The sequence below is a fragment of the Deinococcus radiotolerans genome, from assembly GCF_014647435.1.
Lineage (GTDB): Bacteria > Deinococcota > Deinococci > Deinococcales > Deinococcaceae > Deinococcus > Deinococcus radiotolerans.
In genome coordinates this window covers 747,410-767,841 of sequence record NZ_BMPE01000001.1, presented here as the reverse complement: position 1 = coordinate 767,841, position 20,432 = coordinate 747,410, and the positions used below count along the sequence as shown (strand labels likewise).

Sequence of the window (20,432 nt, the reverse complement as noted above, 5' to 3'; positions counted from 1 at the left end):
CATGACCAAGAGAAACGAGGATGTCCGCATCCAGCACATCCGCCAGCGGCTCAGCGAAGCCACCGGCAACGGGCGGTACGAGCACTGCATCGACGGCGAGACTGGCGTCTACGAGATCGGGGAATCAGGCGGGTATATCGCTGACTGCACCCGCCCGGAGATCGCCGAGTTCTTCGCGCATGCCGAATCGGACGTCCGCTACCTGCTTGACGTCATCGACCGCCTGACTGCGAAGCGTGATCCTATCCCGAAGAAGCTCCGGTACACCCTGCTGCGCCGCGCCGGGTTCCGCTGCGAGACGTGCGGGGCCGGTGCGAAAGAGGACGGCGTGCGGCTCCAAATTGACCACATCCGTCCTGTCAGCCGGGGCGGCACGAATGATCCTCAGAACCTGCGCGTTCTCTGCCGAGACTGCAACGCCGGGAAGGGAGCCGGTCCGGCATGACACACCCGGACACGCGTGCCTTCCTAGCCCTGTTCCCCGGCCAGCAGACGTTCCAGACGTTCGCTGACCGGAAGGACGACCCCACCCTGGCCCGCATCGAGTACGACCTGGGTGCCCTGCAAGCCCTCAATGACCGCGGGGCCGGGATCTTCCTGATGATCAACGAAGGTGACGGCCAGGGCCGCAGCAACGAGAACGTCACCCGGATTCGGGCGTACTTCGCAGACTTCGACGGGGCTGAACTGCCCGACACCTGGAAGCTCCGACCCAGTGCGCTCGTCGAGAGCAGCCCCGGCAAGTACCACGCGTACTGGCTCCTCAGTGATGAACCCGAGCTGAACAACGCGGAGTTCAACCGCCAGCAGGAAGCGCTGGCCATCGCCGTGGGCAGCCGCCCGAACGACTGCAAGGGCCTCAGCCGTGTCATGCGCCTCCCAGGCTTCACCCACCACAAGCAGGGCGCTGTGCCCAGCCGTCTGCTCGAAGCGCCTGGTCACACCTACACGGCCGCGCAGATCCACAAGGCCTACCCCATCCCCAAGGCGGAGCGGGCTGCCAGCGTCCGCTACAGCGCCCCCACGTCAGCCGGTGACGTGCCCAGCCCGCAGAAGATCATGGAAGTCGTCCTGTCCCGCGCCGACCTGCAGGAAGGGCGGAACAACACAGCCTTCAAGCTCGCCTGCCAGATCCGCGACAACGGCCACCCCCTGCACGAGGCCGAGCACGTCATGCGGGAGTTCCAGGGCATCGTCAGCGGCCTCGGCGAGCCCTTCACGCTCAGCGAGGCACTCCACGCCGCGCGCAGCGCCTACCGGCAACCCGCCCGCACCCCCTGGGCGCCCCGCACCGGCACCAACCGGCCCGGCATCACCGTCGGGAAGAGCGCCGTCACCCTGGACGAAGAAGGAAAGCCCATCGCCCCGGCCAAACGGAAGGACGGGGCCCCCACGCTCGTCGAGATGCGCGACCACTTCCTGAACTGGTGCATGGAACAGGGCCACATCTACCGGTACCACCAGACGTGGCGCAGCTGGTGGCAGTACCGCAGCGGCGTGTACGAGGAAGTGATCGATGAGGTCATGCTTCAGCGCGTCGACCTGGTGCTCCAGGGCAAGGGCCTGGGCGACATCGGCACGGCCCGCCTGCGCGACGTCCTCGACAAGGTGGCGCGCGAGGAAAGCGTCGCCGCGCGCGACGTGGACCTGGGGCCGTTCCACCTGAACGTCACGAACGGCATCCTGGACCTGACCAGCGGCACGCTGCACGAGCACAGCCCGGAGTTCTTCAGCACCATCCAGTCCGCCGCCAGCTACCGCCCCGGCGTGGTCCCGTACGAGTGGCTGGAGTTCCTGCACGAAGCCATCCCGGACGCCGGGGACCGCAAGCGCCTCCAGCAGTTCGCCGGGCTCTGCCTGACGGGCGACACCTCCCCCCAGCGCGCCCTGCTGCTGGTGGGGGAGGGTGGCACGGGGAAATCGACCTTCACCCGGATCCTCTCCGCGGTCCTCGGTTCCCTGGCCACCGGCAGCGCCCTCGAGAACATCAAAGACGGGTCATTCCTCGTCGGGACGCTCGTCGGTAAGCGGATGTGCATCGTCTCGGAGCTGCAGCGGAACGTGGACTGGCTGCCGTTCAAACGCATCACCGGTGAGGACAAGATCGCCGTGGACGTCAAGAACAAGACGCCGTACACGGTCAAGCTCGACACCAAACTGGTCATCCTCTCCAACGTCGTGCCGCTTCTCGGGGATGACGCCACGAACAGCAGCCTCATGCGCCGCTTCCTGCCCGTGGCCTTCAACGTGAAGCCCGCGCACCCCGACCCCTACCTGGAAGCCCGCCTGACCGCACCGGACGAACTGGCCGGCGTCCTGAACTGGATGATCGACGGGCTACGCAGCCTCCAGGCGAACAACATGCAGTTCCCCGGCGACGGCCTCAGCGAACTCACCCGCGAGATCGTCGAAGAGTCCAACAAGGTCATCGAGTTCCTGCGCGAACGCTGCGAGCCCGGCGGCGAGGTCAAGAGCGGTGAGCTGTATGCCGCTTACGAAGACTGGTGCTTCAAGACCCGGCACAAGCCCGTGAGCAGCACTCGGTTCCCTCGGGACCTCACAGCCGCTGCGCGCCACTTTGGGCAGGCCGTCGAGAAGAAACGCGACATGCGCGGCAAATTCTTCACCGGCCTCAGTCTCAGCAGCAGTCCCAAAGGGTGGGACGCATGAACGCCTACGTGCAGCCATGCCGGGTTATGCCGGGTCTGCTTTCAACCCGGCATAGCAGCGGGCTCGTCCAGTACGGCGGATTCTCCAACGCATGCCGGGTATGCCGGGTATGCCGACTTGTTTTTAAAGCACACGTACACACACGCGCACAGAGAGGGAATTTCCGGAAAGAACCCGGCATACCCGGCATGGTCGGCATGACTGCGATCAGCACGGCGTTCAGACATGCCGGGTTCACTCTCAACCCGGCATGCAACCCGGCATGTGGAGGGCTCTGACCATGGCGATCACCCCCGCAACCAAACCCGCCCCGAAGACCAAACGCATCAACCTGCAGCTGATCCTCGACCAACTCGACGCCGAATGGGCCGCCCAGGACACCCCCTTCGCAGACGACGACACCCGCGCCCTCCTCGCCTACTACCAGACCGCCGCCCGCGTCGCCCTCCACTGGATCAGCGGCGACCCCTACACCCACCAGTTCCCCACGGACTACCAGGACGAACGCCTCGCGAAAGTCTGCGCCTACCTGCGCGGCCTCGACGGCGCCACCCAGGGCGAACTCCTCACCGCGCGAGACCGGCAAGTGGCCCTCCTGTGTGACCGCACCTGGCCCGCCTACCGCGACACGTGCACCGACACCATGAACTACACCGGCACCGGCGGCCTCCCTGCGGAGTTCACGTTCACCTGGGCAGGCATCGACAGCCTCTGGACGCCCGACACGTACCAGCCGCCCATGGACGCCCCCGCGCCGTACCTCCCGCGCTTCCACAGCCCCGAATCCGAGGCGTTCCACTGCAACGTCCTGGCCGTCCTGTTCCTCAACCGGGCAATCAAGACCGGCCTGTGTGACCTCGACGTGACTCCCTTCTGAGGTGACCCACATGACACCAAATGACAGCAAGAGCACCCCGAAGAAAGCCGAAGACGCGCTGCAGACCGGGGCGGGCAGCGAGTTCGCCCTGAGTGGCAGCGAGCAGAACCCGGCGTTACGTGACGGGACCGCGCACCGCGTCCCAGCCGAGCAGGACGCCTCCCGTCACGATGAACATCACCGCGAACCGCTGCCAGGGCTTCACGCGCAGGCGATCCAGACCGAAGCTGACCGCGACGAGAATCACGAGCAGCAGCAGACTTCTCAACCAGAAATCGGACACACGGCAGTATCTCAGGCCCTGGCGCTCGGAGGTACCCCGTGATCACCCGCGCGACGGACATGCAGAACCTGCTCGCCCTGGTCCGCAAGGACCCCGGCAGGCCCGCGAATCACTACGCCGTGCGGCTGAACCTCCCGCACAACTACGCCCGGAAGCTCCTGGCTGAACTCGAGCAGCTGGGTGAGCTGGACAGCAAGCGCGTGCGCGTCTACCGCGTGGCGCTACAGCGATCGGGGGAACGTGAACAGTGCCACGGCCACCCACACGACGACCAGACTCACGTGCACCCACCGGCGCGGCCACATCAGGGCCACCAAGGCGAAGATCGCCGCCATCTTGACCTGATCCACCCCAAAGTTCACCCAGCGCCACTCGTACCCATTCGGGATCAACGTGACGTCCACGATCACCGCAATCGCATAAAGGACGGCCAGCGCGAAATACCACTTGGACTGCTGGGGCGTGAGACTCATACCCCCCGTCCTATCACTGATGACCAGGGCGCGCACGCAGAAACGCCCGAGGAGTCCCAGTGACGCGCTTCATCATCCCCGCGCTGCCCTGCGCCCGCACGACCGCCGGGAAGATCGACCGCACGAAGCCGCTGCGGCCCAAGCTGGTGGGGTACTACACGAAGGGCGCGCGGCCCAACTGGACGCGCATGAACGAGTACCACGCCTGGAAGGACCACGTCCGCGAGCACGCGCCCGCCGGACTGCCGCAGCCGGCGCAGGGGCAGCCGGTGCGGGTGGACATCTGGTGTTGGTTCGCGGACGGCACGCACAACGATCCCGAGAACGTCAGGAAAGGGATCGTGGACGCCTTGTACCCGAAGGGCGACAAGTTCGTGTTCGGGTACCACCACTTCCCCCAGTACGACCCGCAGAACCCCCGCGTGGAAGTCGAGGTGAACCTGTGAGCAACCACATCATTGTTCGACCCGATCCAGTCACGTTCACCGGCGAGTGGGGCAGCAGCATCACGGTCTGCCCTCTGCCTGATGGTGGCGCTGAGGTGCTCATGTCCGCCAACCGGCAGACCATGCTGGAGGTCCTCGCGCCGCACCAGCTGGCGAACCTGCGGGACATGCTCACGGAGCTGTGCGGCCCCAGCAGCCGCCCGGAGCACCCTTGACCGCCTCCCGCCGTCGCGCCAGCCCTGCGGCCCGCCAGGAGGTCACGGAGGCCCTGGGCAGCATCCGCCAGCAGCAGCGGGACGCCCGGGCGTACGCGGAGGTCTGGTACCAGGCGCTCAGGGCGTGGGAGACCAGCGAGACCGACAAGGTCAAGGTGTACTGGGGGCCCTCAAAGGCCAGCACCATGCGCGTGGTCGGGATCGGCAGTTACAGCACCAGCGGTACCAGTCAGGGTGGCAGCGCCTGGGTCGGGGTGGAGATGGTGCACCTCCCCAACGGGCAGCACCGCAGCAACCTCGTGGGCGTCATGTGCAGCGCCGACCCGCTCCTGGCTGAGATCCACCGTGGTGCTGGCATTGCCAGCCTGCTGCATCACACGGGGCGGGGCTGGGCGTACCCGAGTGACCGGGCTCAGGCGTACGCTCGGTCCGTGCTGGGACTGGCGCAGGCGCTGGGGGATGAGCGGGCACGGGTCCATGCACAAGCTCTTGCATTTGCGCAAGTCGCGCGTACAATATCTGTAGAGTCACAGGATTGACCCAAGACCGTACCTAACGCCGCCCTCCGGGGCGGTTTTTCGTCACGCCTGGGCCTGCCTCACCCGTGCCGCTGGCCGCTCGAGGGTCACCGGGCGGGGACCACCTCAAACCCTGTCGTCACGCCTGATTGTGCGGGGCGTGGCGGCCGGGACGCGTAGGTTCCGTTCCGGCGAACAGCGAGGTCTCCAAAACCACGCCCGCCCCGGTCGGCACGGGGGGAACCTGCCAGCTGCTGTACAAGTGACACGCCCGTGACAGTCCAAGCCGTACGCTCAGTCCACCCAACAACACAGGACCGCCCGAGTGAAGGCGGAGGGACGCCCCACCTCAGCTGTGGGGCTTTTTTATGCCCACAGGAGCCCCGCATGGTCAAGGTGAAGGTCAAGAAGGCGCACTGGCGTACCATCCACGGCTCGCGCTGCAACGGGGGCCGCACGGGCAGGCGCTACAGCCACCTCAGGCGCCGGGCGTGACATGGACCCCCGACACCTCACCAAACGCCAGCCGCGGGCGAGTGCCTACGACTGGCGCGGCCACCTGAAGCCCTGGGCCAGAGCGGTCACTGAGGAGCTGACTCGTCTGTGGCAGTCAGGGGTTGCCCCTTGTGCTGCGGTCCGGAGCAGAAAAGATTTAAGACCTATAACGACTTCTCTCGATCTCCGCCAGCTCTCTTCTGACATTCTTGGGGGCATGACATCGCGAGACCTAACCGATGCTGTCGCGGCCTATAAGTCAGGACAGACCCCTGTGTGCCCTACGTGTGGCAAGCCATTACAAGTAATGCCCTTCACCGAGGACAGCATTACTCCTTGGGGTACGGCAGATGGTAAAAGCATCCCCGGCGCAGTCTTCAAGTGCACTGTCTGTAAGTACGAATCCGCTCAGATCACCGCTTAAAAATCGTACTCTGGTTATCCTATTTTTTCTTCCAATCTTTGATGAAAGTCCCGCTCTGGCGGGGCTTTTCATTTCACCTCAGGAGGTGATCCGCACCCATGACCGACGCACCCAAACAACCCACCGCCGAGGAGCTGGGCGCGGCCCTCTCGGACAAGCACCGCGAGTTCGCGGACACGTACCTCACCAACGGTCTGAACGCGCGCGCCGCCGGTCGGGCCTGCAAGTACAAGAACCCCAGCGAAGGCCCCCGTCTGATCACGCGGCCGGACATCAGCGCGTACGTCCGCGCCCGGCTCGACGAGGCTCAGCTGAGCAGCGCCGTGATCCTGGGCCGCCTCCGGTACTTCGCGCACGCGGACATGGCGGACTTCCTGCGCGTTGCGCCCAGCGAGCGCACGTACTGGATCCGCGCGGACCAGCATGACGAGGTGCGCGAGGCTGCCAAGCGGCGCGGCACCACGGCGGACGCGCTGCACAACTACGACCTAGCGGGCATCGTCGGTGGCGAGAACGTCGCCCAGACCGAGGATGGCGTCCTGATGGTCTGCGTGCGCCGCCTCGATGCGGAAGTCACGGTGGACTGGCGGGAAGCGGAACGCGCCCAGGCGGTGGGCCGCGTCAAGAAGATCAAGATCGGCAAGGACGGCGCGGTGGAGTTCGAACTGCATGACCCGACCCGTGCACTGGAACTGCTGGGCAAGAACCAGAAGCTCTGGGTTGAGAAGCACGAGCACAGTGGCGCTGATGGCGGCCCAGTGCAGGTGCAGATCACCCGCACGATCGTCGGGGGTAACTCGTGACGACCGTGACGCTGAACCTCAGCTACAGCCCCGCGCAGGCGCACGCGTTCTTCGACAGCCAGGCGCTGGGCCGCTACCGCATCTTCCCCAAGGGCCGCCGCGTCGGCTTCACGCGCGGCGCCGCGCACGCCTGCATCGAATGGGGCCTCGAGGGGCTCGCGGTGCTGTGGGGTGACACGATCGCCGGGAACATCCGCCGGTACGTGGAACGCTACTTCCTGCCCGTCCTGCGCGGCCAGGGCGTCCCACACGAGTGGAACGTCGTCGAGAAGACCGTGAAGTTCCCCGCCACCGGCGGGCACGTGGACTTCCGCAGCGCGGACAACCCTGAGAACTGGGAGGGCTTCGGGTACGACCGGATCGTGCTGAACGAGGCCGGCATCATCCTGCAGGGCGAGAACGGCCGGTACCTGTACCAGAACGCCGTGCTGCCCATGATGCTCGACAACCCCCGCAGCGAACTGATCGCCGTGGGCGTCCCCAAGGGTCGCGCCGGGCTGTACTTCGAGCTGTACCAGAAGGCCATCGCCGGAGCACCCGGCTACCACTCGCGGACGTTCAGCAGCTACGACAACCCCTTTCTGGACCGCGCGGCCATCGAGCAGCTGGAACGCGACATGCTCACGGTGGGCGGCCAGCCGCTCGTCGATCAGGAGATCTACGGCCGGTTCGTGGACGCCCAGGTGGACGGCATGCGCGTCATCCCCCGGGAGTGGCTGGACGCTGCCGTGCAGCGCTGGCGGGAGCGGACGCCCCCCACTGGTCCGCCGGAACGGGCAGCGCTGGACGTCGCGCGTGGCGGCCCAGACCGCACGGCCCTCGCGCGGTACTGGCCGGACTACGTGGCCGAGGTGCTCACTGCGCCCGGCACGCAGACCGCCACGGGTGGGCAGGCCGCCGCGTTCGCTCTCCCGCACCTGGGGAGCGGCACGGCGACGTGCGTGGACGTGATCGGTGTGGGTGCCGCGGCGTTCGACTACCTGCGCGACACGCGCGGCGAGGACACTACGGCCGCGTTCAACGGCGCGGAGAGCACGGACGAGCGGGACCGGACGGGCACCCTGGGCTTCGCGAACGTCCGCGCGCTCGCCTACTGGCGACTGCGGGAAGCGCTGGACCCCAGCAACGACCCGAAGCTGGCCCTGCCGCCGGACGAGCAGCTCGCGCAGGAACTCACGGTACAGACGTTCGAGGTGACTCGCACCGGCATCAAGATCACCAGCAAGGACCAGATCAGCGCGGCACTGGGCCGCAGCCCGGACAAGGCCGACGCCGTGTCGATGCTCTTCCGGGGCGAGAAGAAACGCGCCCGGTTCTTCGGGCTGTCCGTGTAAGGGGAGGTGAAGCATGGGATGGAAGGAAACGCTGGGCGCCTGGCTGGGCCTGGAAGTCAAGAAGACCGCGCCCGCCAAGGGCGCGTTGCCGTTCGTGGGGGCCAGCGGGGACGGCCGCGCCGTCAGCAGTGAGTGGAGCACCGAGAAGGCCATCAGTGAAGGCCTGAAGGCCAGCACGTGGGTGTACACCGCCTGCCGCCGCATCAGCACCGCGCTCGCCAGCGTGCCGCTCGTCGTGCAGAAGCGCACCGGGGACGAGTGGCAGCCTGACCCGCAGCACCCGCTGCAGGCGCTGCTGGACCGGCCGAATCCGTTCATGTCCCGGCAGGACATGCTGGAACGCTGGGCGCTGCACCTGGAACTCGGCGGGAACGCCCTGTGGCACAAGGTCATCGTGCAGGGCCGCCCGGTGGAACTGTGGCCGTTGAAGCCGGACGAGGTGAAGCCCATCCCCAGCCGCCTCGCGTTCATCGCCGGGTACGAATGGAAGCAGGGCAGTGACCGGCGGAACCTGGGCGCGGACGAGGTGCTGCACTGGCAGTTCGTGGATCCGAGCACGCCCTACTGGGGCCTCAGTCCACTGAAGGCCGCGGCCTCGGCTGTGGACACTGACACGGCCGCTGTCCGCTGGAACCGCGCGGTGCTCGCCAACGATGGGCGGCCCAGCCTCGCGGTGTTCCTCAGCGACAGCCTCGATGCCAAAGAGCAGGAGACGGCGGCGCGCTTCATCCAGGGGCAGATCGACGGGAACAGCGTCCGCAAGGCCCTGGTGCTGGGCGGCGCGAGCAAGGCCCAGCCGCTCAGCCTGAACGCCGCCGAGATGGACTGGCTGGAAGGCCGCCGCATGAGCCGCGAGGAGATCGGCGCGGTGTTCGGCGTGCCGCCGGTGTTGATGGTGGCCGGCGAGGCCGTGACGTTCGCGAACCTCGACGCCGCGAAGCGGATCCTCTGGGAGGACACCGTTGTGCCGCTCCTCGATGACCTCTGCCAGGGCCTCGGCATGGGCCTGCTGCCACACTACGGCGCCGAGCAGACGCACCGGATCGTGGCAGACCTCAGCGGGGTCACCGCGCTCCAGGACAACATGAAGGAACGGGCGCAGGCGGCTGTGCTGCTCGTGAATGCGGGCTTCCCGATCAACGCCGTGAACCAGCGGCTGGCACTGGGCTTCAGTCCGGTGGACGGTGGCGACGTGCCCCGGCAGCCAGTCGTGCCCAGCGCGCCGGGCAACCCCGCCACGAAAGCGAGGGCCGCCCCGCCCCGCATGGAGCGGAAGGACAAGGGTGACCCGATCACGGAGCGCCTGGCGCGCATGGACGCCTGGATCGCCGAGCTGAAGGGCCGCGTGGCGGACGTCCTGCTCGCGCAGGGCAACGCGGCGGCCAGTGCATACGCGCAGGGTGATCCCTGGGAGCCGGAGCTGAGCTTGGACGACTGGCAGGCCCTGCTGGAGGCCATCCACACGGCCGTGATCGAGTCGGAGGGCGTGGTGGCTTACACGACGCTGCTGGGCAGCATCACGGCGGCCGGCGGCGGGGGTACGTTCGACGTGCTGGCCGACGGCGTCACCGCGTGGATTGACCGGCACGTCGGGGACAACATCAAGTTGATCACCGACACCAGCAAGGCCGCACTCCGGGCCGAGATCCGGGCAGGCGTCGAGGCGGGCGAAAGCACGCGCGACATTGCCAAGCGCATTCGCGCCCTGTCCGAGGACTGGGCCGGGTACCGGGCGGACCGCATCGCCCGGACCGAGGTGGGCAGCGCGTTCGGCGCCGCGCACCAGCTCAGCGCCGAGCAGATCGCGGCTGAGGAAGGCGTGCAGCTGGTCAAAGTCTGGGCCGCGACTGGTGACAGCCGCACCCGGGACGCGCACGCGGCTATGGACGGCGAACGGGTCGCACTCGACGAGTCATTCAGCAACGGAGCCCAGTCGGCACCGGCGGGCGTGAACTGCCGCTGCGTGACGCTCTACGAACCCGCATAGGGGAGGTGAACAGCATGACCAAGACGAACCAGAAGCCCAGCAGCGTGCCTGAGACCAAGAACTTCACCGTGGAGGTGAAGGCCGAAGCTGAGGGTATCGTCACCGCGTACGCCGCCGCGTTCGGCAACACCGACAGTTACGGCGACGTCATCCAGAAGGGTGCGTTCATCAAGACCGTCAGCGAACGCAAGGACAAGGTCAAGGTGCTCTACAACCACGACACGTGGCAGCACCTACCCGTCGGCAAGCCCGTCAGCATGACCGAAGACGGGTACGGCCTGCTGACCAGCACGAAGATGAGCCAGACCCAGATGGGGCAGGACATCTACACGCTGGCGCAGGAAGGCGCGCTGGACAGCATGAGCATCGGCTACACCGCCATCAAGGCCGAGTACCCCGAGGACTACCGCACCACCGGCATCTACCGCGTCATCACCGAACTGAAACTCTACGAGTACAGCTTCGTGCCTTTCCCAGCGAACGAGGGCGCCATCATCACCGGCATCAAGAGCGGCGACGACCTGGCGCGCGAGATCAAACGCTGGAAGGCAATCACCGAAGTGAACCTCTCCACGAAGGCCGGGCGCGTCCTCTCCGCGGTGAACGCGAAGAAGATCCTCACGGCCCTCTCTGAACTCCAAGACCTTGTTTCCGCAGCCGGACTGGACGAAGCCGCCGACGATGTCGGCACTTCCGACACGACCACTGCGGATGCCAAGAGCAGCCCGGAGCCGCGCGAGCACTCCAGCCTGCTGTCCGCCCTGAATCAGAAAGCCAGCCAGCTCGATGCCGAAGTGAAGAAGGGCAGCCTCCTGGCTGATCTGCGCGCGTTCGGTGCTTCCCTCGGAGGGAACTGACATGACCCACAACAAAGACACCCTGACCCTTGGCCTCGCCATCAGCGAGGCTTTTTCCGGTCCTGCCCGCAGCGGCAAGATGTTCGGCGGCCCCGCCACCCTGTACAAGGACGATGACCCCAGCGCCGTCATGGACGCCATCGGCAAGATCGAAACCAAGCTCAGCGCCAAGATCGACGCCCGCCTGGACAAGATCAAGGCCGACGGCCTGGGCAGCGTCCCCGACGTGGACAAGGAAATCAAGCGCCTGGAAGGCGAGCACACCACCCTCAGCCAGGAGCTGAAGGGCGCCATGAAGGAACTGGAGACCAAGATGGGTCGCCTCGACCTGTCTGGTGGCCGCCAGGGAGAGCACAAGAGCAGTGGCGAGCTGTTCACCAGCGCTGAGGAGTTCAAGAACTTCCGGCACACCAGCGGCAACCGCTTCAGCCTGAGTGTGGAGCAGAAGGCCCTGACCGGCGCTGTGGGCAGCGTGGGCAGCGTGCTGGAAACGCAGCGCCTGTCCATGCAGGACACGCCCACTGAGCCGCACATCCGTGACCTGCTGCCCAGCGGCGAGACCAGCGCCCGCAGCCTGAAATTCCCCCAGCGCAAGCTCAGCGCTGACGCGAAGAACGCCGGGATGGTCGCTGAAGGTGCCGCGAAGCCTCAGAGCGACTTCGCTTTCGAGATGGTCACCACCGAAGTCAAGAAGATCGCGCACTACATCAAGGCCAGTGACGAGATCCTCGAAGACGAGCCCGCCCTGCGCAGCTACATCGACGCGCAGCTGATCGACGGCCTGCGCGACGTGGAAGACGCCCAGATTCTCAAGGGGGACGGCACCGGCCAGAACCTGCTGGGCCTGTACACCGTCGCGACCGCGTACAACCGCGCCGCCACCGGCACCATGCTGGACGTCCTGATCCGCGCGCAGACGCAGCTGCGCCTCGTGAACCGCACCCTGACCGGGTACGTCCTGAACCCCGAGGACTGGGAAACGATCATGCTGCTCAAGGGCACGGACAACAACTACATCTGGCTGAACGTGCTGGACGGTAACGGCAACCCCCGAATCATGGCCAAGCCCGTGCGTGACAGCACCAAGCTGGCCAAAGGTGAGTGGCTCGCCGGTGACTTCCGCCGCGGCGCGCAGCTGTTCGACCGCCGGCAGGCGAACATCACCGTGGCGAACCAGAACGAGGACGACTTCGTGAAGAACATGGTGACGATCCTCGCTGAGGAGCGCCTGGCACTGGTGATCTACGACCGCCTGAGCTTCATCAAGAACGCCCCGGCCTGAGCCTTCTGAACTGATGGGCGCATCTTCGGGTGCGCCCTGGCCCATTGGGCGAGGTGAGCATGAAGAACTACCGAGTGAAGTACCGCGCGCTGGGCCTCCTGAGCGACAAGGAACCCGGCGACACCGTGAAGCTGGACGACGCGGACGCTGGGCACCTTCTGGGCCTGGGCGTCATCGAGTCCGAAGAGGATTACCGGGCGCGGCAGGCAGCCAAGGCCGAGGCCGAAGCTGAAGCCGAGCCTGACGAGCAGACCCAGGACGACGGTCAGGTGCAGGCGCTGACCACCGAGAACGGCAAGCTCGTCGAGGCCAACACCAAGCTGAAGACCGACCTGGAGCGTGTCACGGGGCAGCTGACCCAGCTGAAGGCCGACGCCAAGAAGCACGCTGACGAGGTGAAGGGCCTCAAGGCGGACGTGAAGGCGGCCCAGGCTGAGCGGGACGCCGCGCTGGCGAAGATCCCCAAGGAGGGCAGCACCGATGCCGCTGGTCAACCCGCCGGAGGGGAGTAACCTCACCCCCGCGCAGCTCGCCCTGGCTGAGGCCCTCGTGGCCGCCGAGCTGGGCCTGCCGGACCTTACCGAGCAGACCGGGGTGGGGGAGAGTGGGGAGATCGGCAGCAGCGGCCTGATCGCACTGGGCCGCCCGGCGGTGAGCATCCAGTCCCTCGTGGTGGCTGGGGCGCCGGTCATCGGTGTGCTGACCAGCCCGCGCGTCATCGACGTGAGTGCAACCATCCGGCCTTCCCTGACGGGCGGCCTGCTGGGGACGAACTACGTGCCGCTGCCGTACCTCGTGAGCTACACCGCGGGCTGGTCGGCTGGGACGCTCCCTGAGGGCATCCGGCAAGCGGTGCTGCTCACGGCTCAGGCAGGCGCGGCCGCAGCCTCACGGGTGGGCATCAAGAGCGAGAGCATGGGCCCGGTCAGCCGCTCCTACACGGACGCGGCCAGCACTGGCACCCTGCCCGCCGACGCCCGCGCACTGCTGCGGCCCTGGCTGCCCACGAGGTTCTGATGCAGCTGCCCGCGTCATTCCTGACAACCAGCGCGCAGGTGCTCACGCACGTCGAGAGCCCCCCGGACGCCCTCGGGCAGACCACCAAAGCCTGGACCGCAGGGCAGACCCTGCCGTGCGCACACTTCCCTGCCGGGGAGCGTGTCACGCGACAGGCGCAGCTGGCCGGGGTCAGCGTGGCGCGCGAGGTGTACCTGCCCCGCATCAACCTCAACCCCCAGACGAACCGTCTGGTCATCGACGGGACCATGTACGCCCTGACCCTCGTGAACGAGTGGGATGGGTTCACGGTGGCCGGTGTGGTCAGCCGGTAGGGAGGACTCATGGACAAGTACAAGGTCAAGCGGTACTTCGCGGACGCGGAGACCGGCAAGACGTACAAGAAGGGCGACACCTTCAGTGGCAGTCCTGAGCGGGTGCGTGAGCTGCAAAGCTCCGGCCTGCTGAACCGTACCGCTGAAGCTGAGTCTGCCCCGAAAGCCACAACGGGCAAGAAGTAAGCTGTGGCGTTCCAGCTGAAGAAGGGCCGGGAGAAGGCTCTGGCGGCTGGGCAGCGTCGCGCGGGTACCGCTGCCCTCGAACTGCGGAACGAGATCGTGCGACGTACGCCCGTGGGGAAGTCCCGGCCGGGCTACACCGGTGGACGACTGAAGCAGAGCATCGGCCTGACCAAGATTGGCGAGGGTCACTACCGCGTGGGGACCAACGTGCCCTACGCGCCCTTCGTTGAGTTCGGGACCCGCAAGCAGAAGGCGCAGCCCTACTTCCGCCCGGCCATCGAGGCCATGAGGAAACGCCGTGGCTGACCTGACCATTCTGTTGCCCGCCGCGTATGCCGCGCTCGGCGCCATCGGCCCGCCCGTCCGCATGGACGGCGACCCCGACCCGGGCGGGGACGAGGTGATCGTGCTGGCCCTGGTCAGCGACACCGCCCGCCCCGCGTACGGCGGCACGCCCACCGACACGCTCATTCAGGTCACGTGCTACGCCGCCACGGACCTCCGCGCGCTCCAGCTCGACCGGTTGGGGCGCGCTGCGCTGGACGGCCTTGATCTCACGCACCGGCAGACGCGCCGGGCGCCTGACCCCGACAGCATCGGGTACCTCAGCGAATTCACCGACTAGGAGGTGCCACATGGCACTGAGCAAGAAGAAGGGACGCGGCAGCGTCGTCCGCTGGAAGATCATGACCGACCTCACCCTGGACGCCGAGGGGCACTACAAGCGCCCGGCTGGCATGGACGCCACCGCGCTCACCCTGCCCGAGGTGAACACCAGCGACGTGAACATCAGCCACGCCGCCCAGACCGACGACACCGTCGTCATGTACGGCAGCCCCGCCCCCGGTGCGGGTGAGGAGTGGACGGACGCCGAGCCCGGCGCGGGCAGCTGGACCCTGCCCATCAGCGGCGTGTGGCAGCCCGTCGAGGCGGACCGCGCGAACAGCGAGGCCCTGCGCGCCGCCCAGATCGGCCGCAAGCCCATCTGGGCGGAACGCCAGATCATCGGGGACGACAAGTGGGAGGGCGGCGCGGGCTTCATCAGCACCGGCGCGTTCCCCGTGCCCGCCGACGGGAACGTCACCTGGAGCGCCACGGTGACCGGCAAGGGCAAGTTCTGGCAGGACACCAGCGCAGCCACCAGCGCCACCTGATGGAACTCCGCGCCGCTGGCAGCGACCCGGCGGTGATCGCGTACGGCGCCTACCTTCACGGTGGGCGCCTGCGCTGCCCGGTGCTGTTCGTGCGGCACGGGCACACCGACCCCGTCGTCACCCTCACAAGCCCCACCACAACACAAGAATTTCGCGTCAGGTTGCCCGCCGAAGCCACAGGCCACAGCGGGCACCTGCGTTTTGACCGAGAAGAACTGGAGATCGTATGACTCAGCCCGTCACCACCTGGGACCTCCCCGTCACCCCCGAGGCGCACGAAGCGCTGACTGCGCAGGGCCTGACCGACCTGCCCAGCAGCGTCACCCTGCACCTGCGGGAGGCGACGCTGCGCGAACTGAACGCCCTCGACGCGGCCCTGAAGCGCAGCAAGACCGACCCGCTCGCGCCGTACGTCCTGGCGATCCAGAAACGCGCCGCACAGCCCGTGCCGGAGGCCGTGGCGCGCGAGGTGGCGCAGGACCTGCTCACCACCGATGCCGCTGAGCTGCTGTGGGCGTTCAAGGAAGGGCGGCGGGACACCGAGGGAAAGTTCAGGGAGGCGGTGAAGTCGACCATGAATGGGATCTCGGATCAGCTGCTGGCCTCGCTCGGGGCCGCACAACCGCACTTCTCTGCCACCTCTATGGACTGAAGCCCTGGGAGGTGCCGCTGCTCACGCCCACGCAACTGCGGGACCTGACGGAGCAGGTGGGGTTCGTGCGGTACCTGCGCGACTTACCGGCGCTGAAGGCGCAGTTCGCGAAGATCGGCCCGCAGGGCTGGGCCGCCATGGTGCAGGGCAGCGCGCCGCCCGATCCGTATCACGACGAGGCGTGGGCGATCTTCCTGCGGCCGTACGACCTGCCGGAGTTCCGCGCGCCCCAGCTGCACAGCGCGGCAGCGCGGGATCTCGCCGCGGCTGACCTGGTGGGCCGCGCGCCGCGCTGGGTGCTCAGCCTGCTGGAACCCGAAGAACTCAAGCACATCGAGGAGGTGAAGAAGTAATGACGACAGGTGGAGGATTCGGAGGGGACGGCGGCGATCTGCTGTACACGGACGTCGTGGCGCGACTGGACCAGAAGTCGTTCCGGCAGATTGAGTCTGAGGTGGAACAGGCGGGCCAGTCCGCCGGTAAGAAGGGCGGCGGGGCGCTGTCCGGCGCGTTCGGTGGGGTGCTCGCTGGCCTGCCCGGGCTGGCGGCCACCGCTGCCGCTGCCGTGGGCGCCGCCCTGATCGGCGGCGTGAAGGCGAGTCTGGACATCGCGTCCCAGGCGCGTGACGGCCTGCGCGAGATGCAGGCGCAGCTGGGCGTCACAGCCGAAGAGGCTGCCGTGCTGGGCGCCCAGGCCAAGCAGGTGTTCGCGAACAATTTCGGGGACTCCCTCGCTGACGCGAACGCCATGGTCATTGAGGTGCGCAAGCAGATGCGCGGCCTCGCGGACGAGGACCTTGGTGCGGCCACCAGCGCCGCTGCCGCCCTGGCTGACACGTTCGGTGGCGAGGTGGGCGAGCAGGCCCAGGCCGCCGACACCCTGATGAAGAACTTCGGCCTGACCAGCCAGCAGGCGTTCGACTTCCTGGCGAAGGGCTACCAGAACGGCCTGGACCGCAGTGGGGACTTCCTCGACACCATCGGGGAGTATTCGACCCAGTTCAAGAACGGTGGGGCCTCCGCTGAGGAGTTCTTCAGCATCCTCCAGACCGGCCAGCAGGGCGGCGTACTCGGCACTGACAAGGCCGCCGACGCGTTCAAAGAGTTCGTCGTGCGGATTCAGGACGGGTCCAAGACCACCGCCCAGGGCCTCAAGGACCTCGGCATCAACGCTGACAAGCTCGGCAAGGACCTCGCCAGTGGGCAGGTCACGGCTGCTGATGCGTTCGGTCTGGTGCTGGGCCGCCTGCGCGAGACCAAGGACAGCACGACCCAGATGCAGGCCGGGGTAGCGCTACTGGGCACGCAGTTCGAGGACCTCGGCAAGAGCGGCGTGCTGGCGATCAACACGGCCGCCGTGAAGATGGGCGACCTGAACGGCGCCACCGCGCAAGTCAGCGAGCGGTACAACACCCTCGGGCAGTTCTTCCAAGGCGCGTGGCGCCAGGTGCTGCTGCAACTGGAACCCGTGGGGAACCTGCTGCTGGATCTGGCGAACGACGCCATGCCGGCCGTGAAGGCGGCTGTGGCGCAGGTGGGGCCGGTCGTGACGGCCGTGGTGAAGTTCCTGGTGGACGGCTTCCGCCAGGGCAAACAGGTGGCGGGCCAGTTCGCGAGTGAGTTCGGCCCGCAGATTCAGCGTGCCGTGGCGACGTTCCAGCCGGTCGTGCAGGCCATCGGCCCGCTGTTCGCCAGCGTGTTCGGCCTGATCCGGACGCTGTGGGAGACGGTGCTGCGCCCCGTGTTCACGGCCATCGCGCCCCTGATCACGGGTGTCGTGGCGAGCGTCGGGAACACCCTGACCCTGCTGGTCCGCATCGTGACGGGCGTGGCGAACGCCGTCAGTGCCCTGCTACGCGGGGACGTGGGTGGCGCCGTAAACGCCCTGCGCGGGATCTTCGAGGACGGCGTGACCTTCGTGGTCCGGCAGGTCCGGAACATGGGCAGCACCATCCTGGGCCTGATCAAGAACCTCGCGCCCGGCATGGCTGACGCCGCGGCAAACGTTATCCGGGGCCTGATCAGCGGCATTGAGGGCGGCGCGGCTAAGGCCGTCGAGGCAGCCCGGAAGCTCGCCGGGAACGTGATCACTGGTGTGAAGGATGCCCTGTTGATTAAGTCCCCCTCCCGCGTCATGGCGGAGATGGGCGGGTACGTCAGTGAGGGTCTCGCCAACGGAATCGACAAGAGTAGCCCGAAGGCGCAGAAGGCCGCAGCGAAACTCGCCAAAGACACAACCGCCGCCGCCAAGAAGGAGCTGGAGAAGTCCATCGCGTTCGACGCGTGGCAGGACGGACTGGAACGCCTCACGGTGGCCCAGCTCAAGGCGGCCCAGGCCACAGCCCGCGCCGCTGGTGAAGCGGATCGATACAACGCGATCAAGGCCGAACTGGAACGCCGCGAGAACGCCGCGACGGCCGCCACGAAACGCGCGACAGACGAAGCGAAAGCCCACGCGGACCAGCTGGCCGCGAATCGCAAGGCAATCACGGACGGCCTGAAGTTCGACGCGTACGTGGCGGGCTTGAGCAAGTACAGCGACGCCCAGTTGGTCGCCGCGAAAGCGAACGCCCTGGCCGCCGGGGATGGTCAGCGTTTCAATGCCGTGATGGCCGAGCAGCGTGCCCGCCTTGAGGCCGCGAAAGTCGCAGCTGATGCGACAGCTCAGGCCCTGTCCGACCTGAACGACGCGCAGATTGCCGCGGCGAACAGTGCGGCCCAGCGTGACCCGCAAGGCTTCACGGACGCCGCGTACCGCCAGAGCTTCGGGGCGGGTGACCTGGGGTTGGTGCGCAGCCTCGCGGCCGTCACGGGCAAGAGCGTGGCCGACATCCGCGCGGATGTGTTCGCGGCACTGGAGGACGCCAAGCGATTCGCGCCCGAGGCCGCGGGGATCATCGAACGGGTGTACGCCGACGCCCTCACCCATCGACGCGAGGCGGCGGCCGAGGATGCCCGCCTGACCGCGCAGGCCATTGAACTCGCCAACGATGCCCGCGCCCAGATTGTCCAGAACTACCAGGACGAGCAGGCCGCGGCAGATGACGCGCGGATCACCACTGGGTATCTCGCTGGGCAGCTGGATGAACTGGCGGCCCAGGGGCTGAACGCGAAGTCCAACGGGTTCATCGACTACCTGACTGACCTCTCCAAGGGGACGGGGAAGGCGGCGGCCGCTGCCCAGGCGCTCCTCGACAATTTCGATGCGTTCTGGACGCGTGCGCGGTTCCGGGCGGGCACCGTGGACGTCTCTGAAACGGTGAGCGATCTGCGCCGCGCTCTCCCGGACGTCGGGCCCAGCAGCCGCAGCCGGCCCACCGCGCCCCCGCCGAACACGACCGACTTGAAACCCATCGCAGAACTGGAGAAGGAAGCGATGGCATGGCGGACGAAGATCGAGGCGCAGATCGAGGCCACGAGACGGCAGGACGAGTACCGTGTCACGCTGAAGGGTCTCACCATCGAGCAGCTCAAAGCCGCGCAGTCCCTGGCCCTTCAGAACGGGCAGGCGGAACGATACGCGGTCCTCACGGCAGAGATCACCCGCCTCCAGACTGAGCAGGCTGCTTCTGAGAAGGCGGCAGCCGACGCGCACGCTGAGTGGGTTGATAACCTCAACAAGATCGGGTTCACCGCGTGGGTGGACGGTCTGCGGGACATGAGCGACGCCCAGCTTCAGCTTGCGCTGGACACGGCCCGCCTGAACGAGAACACGGCCGAGTTCAACGCCCTGCTGGCCGAGCAGACCCGCCGGCTGAAGGAACGCTCTGATGCTGCCGCGAAGTCCGCTGACCTTGAACTGAACGGGTCGAACATCTCGGACCGCTTCCAGAAGGGCCGGACTGATGCGACCGAGAAGGCGGCGGGCACGATCATGAACACGGTCGAGGCCATCGGCTCCCTGACCAATCCGGCTACCTTCCTGGCGTTCGTGCTGGAGAAGCTCAACATCGTCGGTACGATCTTCGAGGGGCTGCTGAGTGTCATCGCTGCCCCACTGGCCGCGCTGCAAGAGCCGCTGCGGCTGATCGGGGAGCTGTTCGGTGCCCTGATCGCTCCGAACCTGAAGCTGCTGGCCGCCGTCCTGACCCCCGTCGTGAACGTGCTCGTCGCGGTCTACGACGCCCTCGCGGCGCTACTGAAGACGGTGACATTCGGGCTCGTGGACGTCACGCGCGACAGCTATAAGGCCAGCAGCAAGGCCGTCGCGGGCGCCTCCGGCAGTGTGCCGAGTGTCGGCAGCGCGCACACCAGCGTCAGCAGCACGCCCACCGTGACGCTCCGCCTGGAAGTGACCAACAATTTCCACATCACCGAGGGCCTGAACTCGCCCGGCACGCGCCAGCAGCTGATCGGCATCAGCCGCGACACCACCCTGGCCGTCCTGCAAGAGGTCGGTCTGGTCAAACTTCCCGCCACGCTGCCCGCCCGATAGGAGGTGAGCC

24 protein-coding genes are annotated in these 20,432 nt (G+C 67.2%); 22 read left to right on the top strand and 2 right to left on the bottom strand.

The features are described from left to right. Window position 1 precedes the first annotated feature (1 nt). The 3 genes from IEY63_RS03760 (at window position 2) to IEY63_RS03750 (ending at window position 3,547) form a co-directional block, all read left to right on the top strand. Complete coding sequence (locus tag IEY63_RS03760) at window positions 2–445, top strand: HNH endonuclease (protein WP_189067597.1); 444 nt, start codon at window positions 2–4, stop codon at window positions 443–445. Further along, a complete protein-coding gene (locus tag IEY63_RS03755; RefSeq protein WP_189067596.1) occupies window positions 442–2,670 on the top strand; it encodes a phage/plasmid primase, P4 family in 2,229 nt (742 codons plus the stop codon). Before IEY63_RS03760 ends, IEY63_RS03755 begins: the two co-directional genes overlap by 4 nt. Window positions 2,671–2,950: 280 nt before the next feature. Further along, window positions 2,951–3,547 (top strand): hypothetical protein, encoded by a 597-nt coding sequence (locus IEY63_RS03750; RefSeq protein WP_189067595.1) that lies wholly within the window; start codon window positions 2,951–2,953, stop codon window positions 3,545–3,547. A 115-nt stretch (window positions 3,548–3,662) separates the two neighbouring features. Here the strand turns inward: IEY63_RS03750 and IEY63_RS03745 are convergent, their stop codons facing one another. Both IEY63_RS03745 and IEY63_RS03740 read right to left on the bottom strand, forming a co-directional pair. Beyond that, the gene (locus IEY63_RS03745; protein ID WP_189067594.1) at window positions 3,663–3,830 is read right to left on the bottom strand and encodes a hypothetical protein; all 168 of its coding nucleotides are present in this window, start codon (window positions 3,828–3,830) and stop codon (window positions 3,663–3,665) included. Window positions 3,831–4,051: 221 nt separating this feature from the next. Further along, on the bottom strand, window positions 4,052–4,303 hold the full coding sequence (locus IEY63_RS03740) for a hypothetical protein (protein WP_189067593.1): 252 nt from the start codon (window positions 4,301–4,303) through the stop codon (window positions 4,052–4,054). A gap of 59 nt (window positions 4,304–4,362) precedes the next feature. Here IEY63_RS03740 and IEY63_RS03735 point away from each other — a divergent pair, with 59 nt between their 5' ends. The 19 genes from IEY63_RS03735 (at window position 4,363) to IEY63_RS03645 (ending at window position 20,422) form a co-directional block, all read left to right on the top strand. Beyond that, on the top strand, window positions 4,363–4,749 hold the full coding sequence (locus IEY63_RS03735; RefSeq protein WP_189067592.1) for a RusA family crossover junction endodeoxyribonuclease: 387 nt from the start codon (window positions 4,363–4,365) through the stop codon (window positions 4,747–4,749). Further along, window positions 4,746–4,964 (top strand): hypothetical protein, encoded by a 219-nt coding sequence (locus IEY63_RS03730; RefSeq protein ID WP_189067591.1) that lies wholly within the window; start codon window positions 4,746–4,748, stop codon window positions 4,962–4,964. Before IEY63_RS03735 ends, IEY63_RS03730 begins: the two co-directional genes overlap by 4 nt. Beyond that, on the top strand, window positions 4,961–5,503 hold the full coding sequence (locus IEY63_RS03725) for a hypothetical protein (protein ID WP_189067590.1): 543 nt from the start codon (window positions 4,961–4,963) through the stop codon (window positions 5,501–5,503). Before IEY63_RS03730 ends, IEY63_RS03725 begins: the two co-directional genes overlap by 4 nt. A 996-nt stretch (window positions 5,504–6,499) precedes the next feature. Beyond that, window positions 6,500–7,204: a terminase small subunit gene (locus IEY63_RS03720; RefSeq protein WP_189067589.1), complete on the top strand. Its 705-nt coding sequence runs from the start codon at window positions 6,500–6,502 to the stop codon at window positions 7,202–7,204. Continuing rightward, window positions 7,201–8,538, top strand: a complete 1,338-nt coding sequence (locus IEY63_RS03715) for a hypothetical protein (RefSeq protein ID WP_189067588.1) — start codon at window positions 7,201–7,203, stop codon at window positions 8,536–8,538. The genes IEY63_RS03720 and IEY63_RS03715 overlap by 4 nt, the downstream gene beginning before the upstream one ends. A gap of 13 nt (window positions 8,539–8,551) precedes the next feature. Beyond that, window positions 8,552–10,525 carry a phage portal protein gene (locus IEY63_RS03710; RefSeq protein ID WP_189067587.1) on the top strand — a complete coding sequence of 658 codons (1,974 nt, stop codon included), beginning with the start codon at window positions 8,552–8,554 and terminating at the stop codon, window positions 10,523–10,525. Between the two features lie 14 nt (window positions 10,526–10,539). Then, entirely contained in the window at window positions 10,540–11,382 is an 843-nt protein-coding gene (locus IEY63_RS03705; RefSeq protein WP_189067586.1) for an HK97 family phage prohead protease, read from the top strand. Window position 11,383: 1 nt separating this feature from the next. Beyond that, complete coding sequence (locus IEY63_RS03700) at window positions 11,384–12,664, top strand: phage major capsid protein (protein WP_189067585.1); 1,281 nt, start codon at window positions 11,384–11,386, stop codon at window positions 12,662–12,664. 59 nt (window positions 12,665–12,723) lie between these two features. After that, window positions 12,724–13,176 (top strand): hypothetical protein, encoded by a 453-nt coding sequence (locus IEY63_RS03695; RefSeq protein ID WP_189067584.1) that lies wholly within the window; start codon window positions 12,724–12,726, stop codon window positions 13,174–13,176. Further along, window positions 13,145–13,681, top strand: coding sequence for a hypothetical protein (locus IEY63_RS03690; RefSeq protein ID WP_189067583.1), 537 nt, complete (start codon window positions 13,145–13,147; stop codon window positions 13,679–13,681). Before IEY63_RS03695 ends, IEY63_RS03690 begins: the two co-directional genes overlap by 32 nt. After that, the gene (locus IEY63_RS03685) at window positions 13,681–13,995 is read left to right on the top strand and encodes a hypothetical protein (protein WP_189067582.1); all 315 of its coding nucleotides are present in this window, start codon (window positions 13,681–13,683) and stop codon (window positions 13,993–13,995) included. Before IEY63_RS03690 ends, IEY63_RS03685 begins: the two co-directional genes overlap by 1 nt. A gap of 9 nt (window positions 13,996–14,004) precedes the next feature. After that, entirely contained in the window at window positions 14,005–14,181 is a 177-nt protein-coding gene (locus IEY63_RS03680; RefSeq protein WP_189067581.1) for a hypothetical protein, read from the top strand. Between the two features lie 3 nt (window positions 14,182–14,184). Continuing rightward, on the top strand, window positions 14,185–14,487 hold the full coding sequence (locus IEY63_RS03675) for an HK97-gp10 family putative phage morphogenesis protein (protein WP_189067580.1): 303 nt from the start codon (window positions 14,185–14,187) through the stop codon (window positions 14,485–14,487). Further along, window positions 14,480–14,806 (top strand): hypothetical protein, encoded by a 327-nt coding sequence (locus tag IEY63_RS03670; RefSeq protein ID WP_189067579.1) that lies wholly within the window; start codon window positions 14,480–14,482, stop codon window positions 14,804–14,806. The genes IEY63_RS03675 and IEY63_RS03670 overlap by 8 nt, the downstream gene beginning before the upstream one ends. Before the next feature lie 10 nt (window positions 14,807–14,816). Then, window positions 14,817–15,335, top strand: coding sequence for a phage tail protein (locus IEY63_RS03665; RefSeq protein ID WP_189067578.1), 519 nt, complete (start codon window positions 14,817–14,819; stop codon window positions 15,333–15,335). Next, a complete protein-coding gene (locus IEY63_RS03660) occupies window positions 15,335–15,565 on the top strand; it encodes a hypothetical protein (RefSeq protein ID WP_189067577.1) in 231 nt (76 codons plus the stop codon). The genes IEY63_RS03665 and IEY63_RS03660 overlap by 1 nt, the downstream gene beginning before the upstream one ends. Further along, window positions 15,562–15,987: a hypothetical protein gene (locus tag IEY63_RS03655; protein WP_189067576.1), complete on the top strand. Its 426-nt coding sequence runs from the start codon at window positions 15,562–15,564 to the stop codon at window positions 15,985–15,987. The genes IEY63_RS03660 and IEY63_RS03655 overlap by 4 nt, the downstream gene beginning before the upstream one ends. Before the next feature lie 11 nt (window positions 15,988–15,998). Beyond that, window positions 15,999–16,340: a hypothetical protein gene (locus tag IEY63_RS03650; RefSeq protein ID WP_189067575.1), complete on the top strand. Its 342-nt coding sequence runs from the start codon at window positions 15,999–16,001 to the stop codon at window positions 16,338–16,340. Beyond that, window positions 16,340–20,422: a phage tail tape measure protein gene (locus IEY63_RS03645; protein ID WP_189067574.1), complete on the top strand. Its 4,083-nt coding sequence runs from the start codon at window positions 16,340–16,342 to the stop codon at window positions 20,420–20,422. Before IEY63_RS03650 ends, IEY63_RS03645 begins: the two co-directional genes overlap by 1 nt. Window positions 20,423–20,432 lie beyond the last annotated feature (10 nt).

Bases quoted from the DNA above. Each gene is read 5' to 3' on its own strand.
- IEY63_RS03760 (WP_189067597.1), top strand. From the start codon at position 2: ATGACCAAGAGAAACGAGGATGTCCGCATCCAGCACATCCGCCAGCGG.
- IEY63_RS03755 (WP_189067596.1), top strand. From the start codon at position 442: ATGACACACCCGGACACGCGTGCCTTCCTAGCCCTGTTCCCCGGCCAG.
- IEY63_RS03750 (WP_189067595.1), top strand. From the start codon at position 2,951: ATGGCGATCACCCCCGCAACCAAACCCGCCCCGAAGACCAAACGCATC.
- IEY63_RS03740 (WP_189067593.1), bottom strand. From the start codon at position 4,303: ATGAGTCTCACGCCCCAGCAGTCCAAGTGGTATTTCGCGCTGGCCGTC.
- IEY63_RS03720 (WP_189067589.1), top strand. From the start codon at position 6,500: ATGACCGACGCACCCAAACAACCCACCGCCGAGGAGCTGGGCGCGGCC.
- IEY63_RS03710 (WP_189067587.1), top strand. From the start codon at position 8,552: ATGGGATGGAAGGAAACGCTGGGCGCCTGGCTGGGCCTGGAAGTCAAG.
- IEY63_RS03705 (WP_189067586.1), top strand. From the start codon at position 10,540: ATGACCAAGACGAACCAGAAGCCCAGCAGCGTGCCTGAGACCAAGAAC.
- IEY63_RS03700 (WP_189067585.1), top strand. From the start codon at position 11,384: ATGACCCACAACAAAGACACCCTGACCCTTGGCCTCGCCATCAGCGAG.
- IEY63_RS03695 (WP_189067584.1), top strand. From the start codon at position 12,724: ATGAAGAACTACCGAGTGAAGTACCGCGCGCTGGGCCTCCTGAGCGAC.
- IEY63_RS03690 (WP_189067583.1), top strand. From the start codon at position 13,145: ATGCCGCTGGTCAACCCGCCGGAGGGGAGTAACCTCACCCCCGCGCAG.
- IEY63_RS03685 (WP_189067582.1), top strand. From the start codon at position 13,681: ATGCAGCTGCCCGCGTCATTCCTGACAACCAGCGCGCAGGTGCTCACG.
- IEY63_RS03680 (WP_189067581.1), top strand. From the start codon at position 14,005: ATGGACAAGTACAAGGTCAAGCGGTACTTCGCGGACGCGGAGACCGGC.
- IEY63_RS03665 (WP_189067578.1), top strand. From the start codon at position 14,817: ATGGCACTGAGCAAGAAGAAGGGACGCGGCAGCGTCGTCCGCTGGAAG.
- IEY63_RS03660 (WP_189067577.1), top strand. From the start codon at position 15,335: ATGGAACTCCGCGCCGCTGGCAGCGACCCGGCGGTGATCGCGTACGGC.
- IEY63_RS03655 (WP_189067576.1), top strand. From the start codon at position 15,562: ATGACTCAGCCCGTCACCACCTGGGACCTCCCCGTCACCCCCGAGGCG.
- IEY63_RS03645 (WP_189067574.1), top strand. From the start codon at position 16,340: ATGACGACAGGTGGAGGATTCGGAGGGGACGGCGGCGATCTGCTGTAC.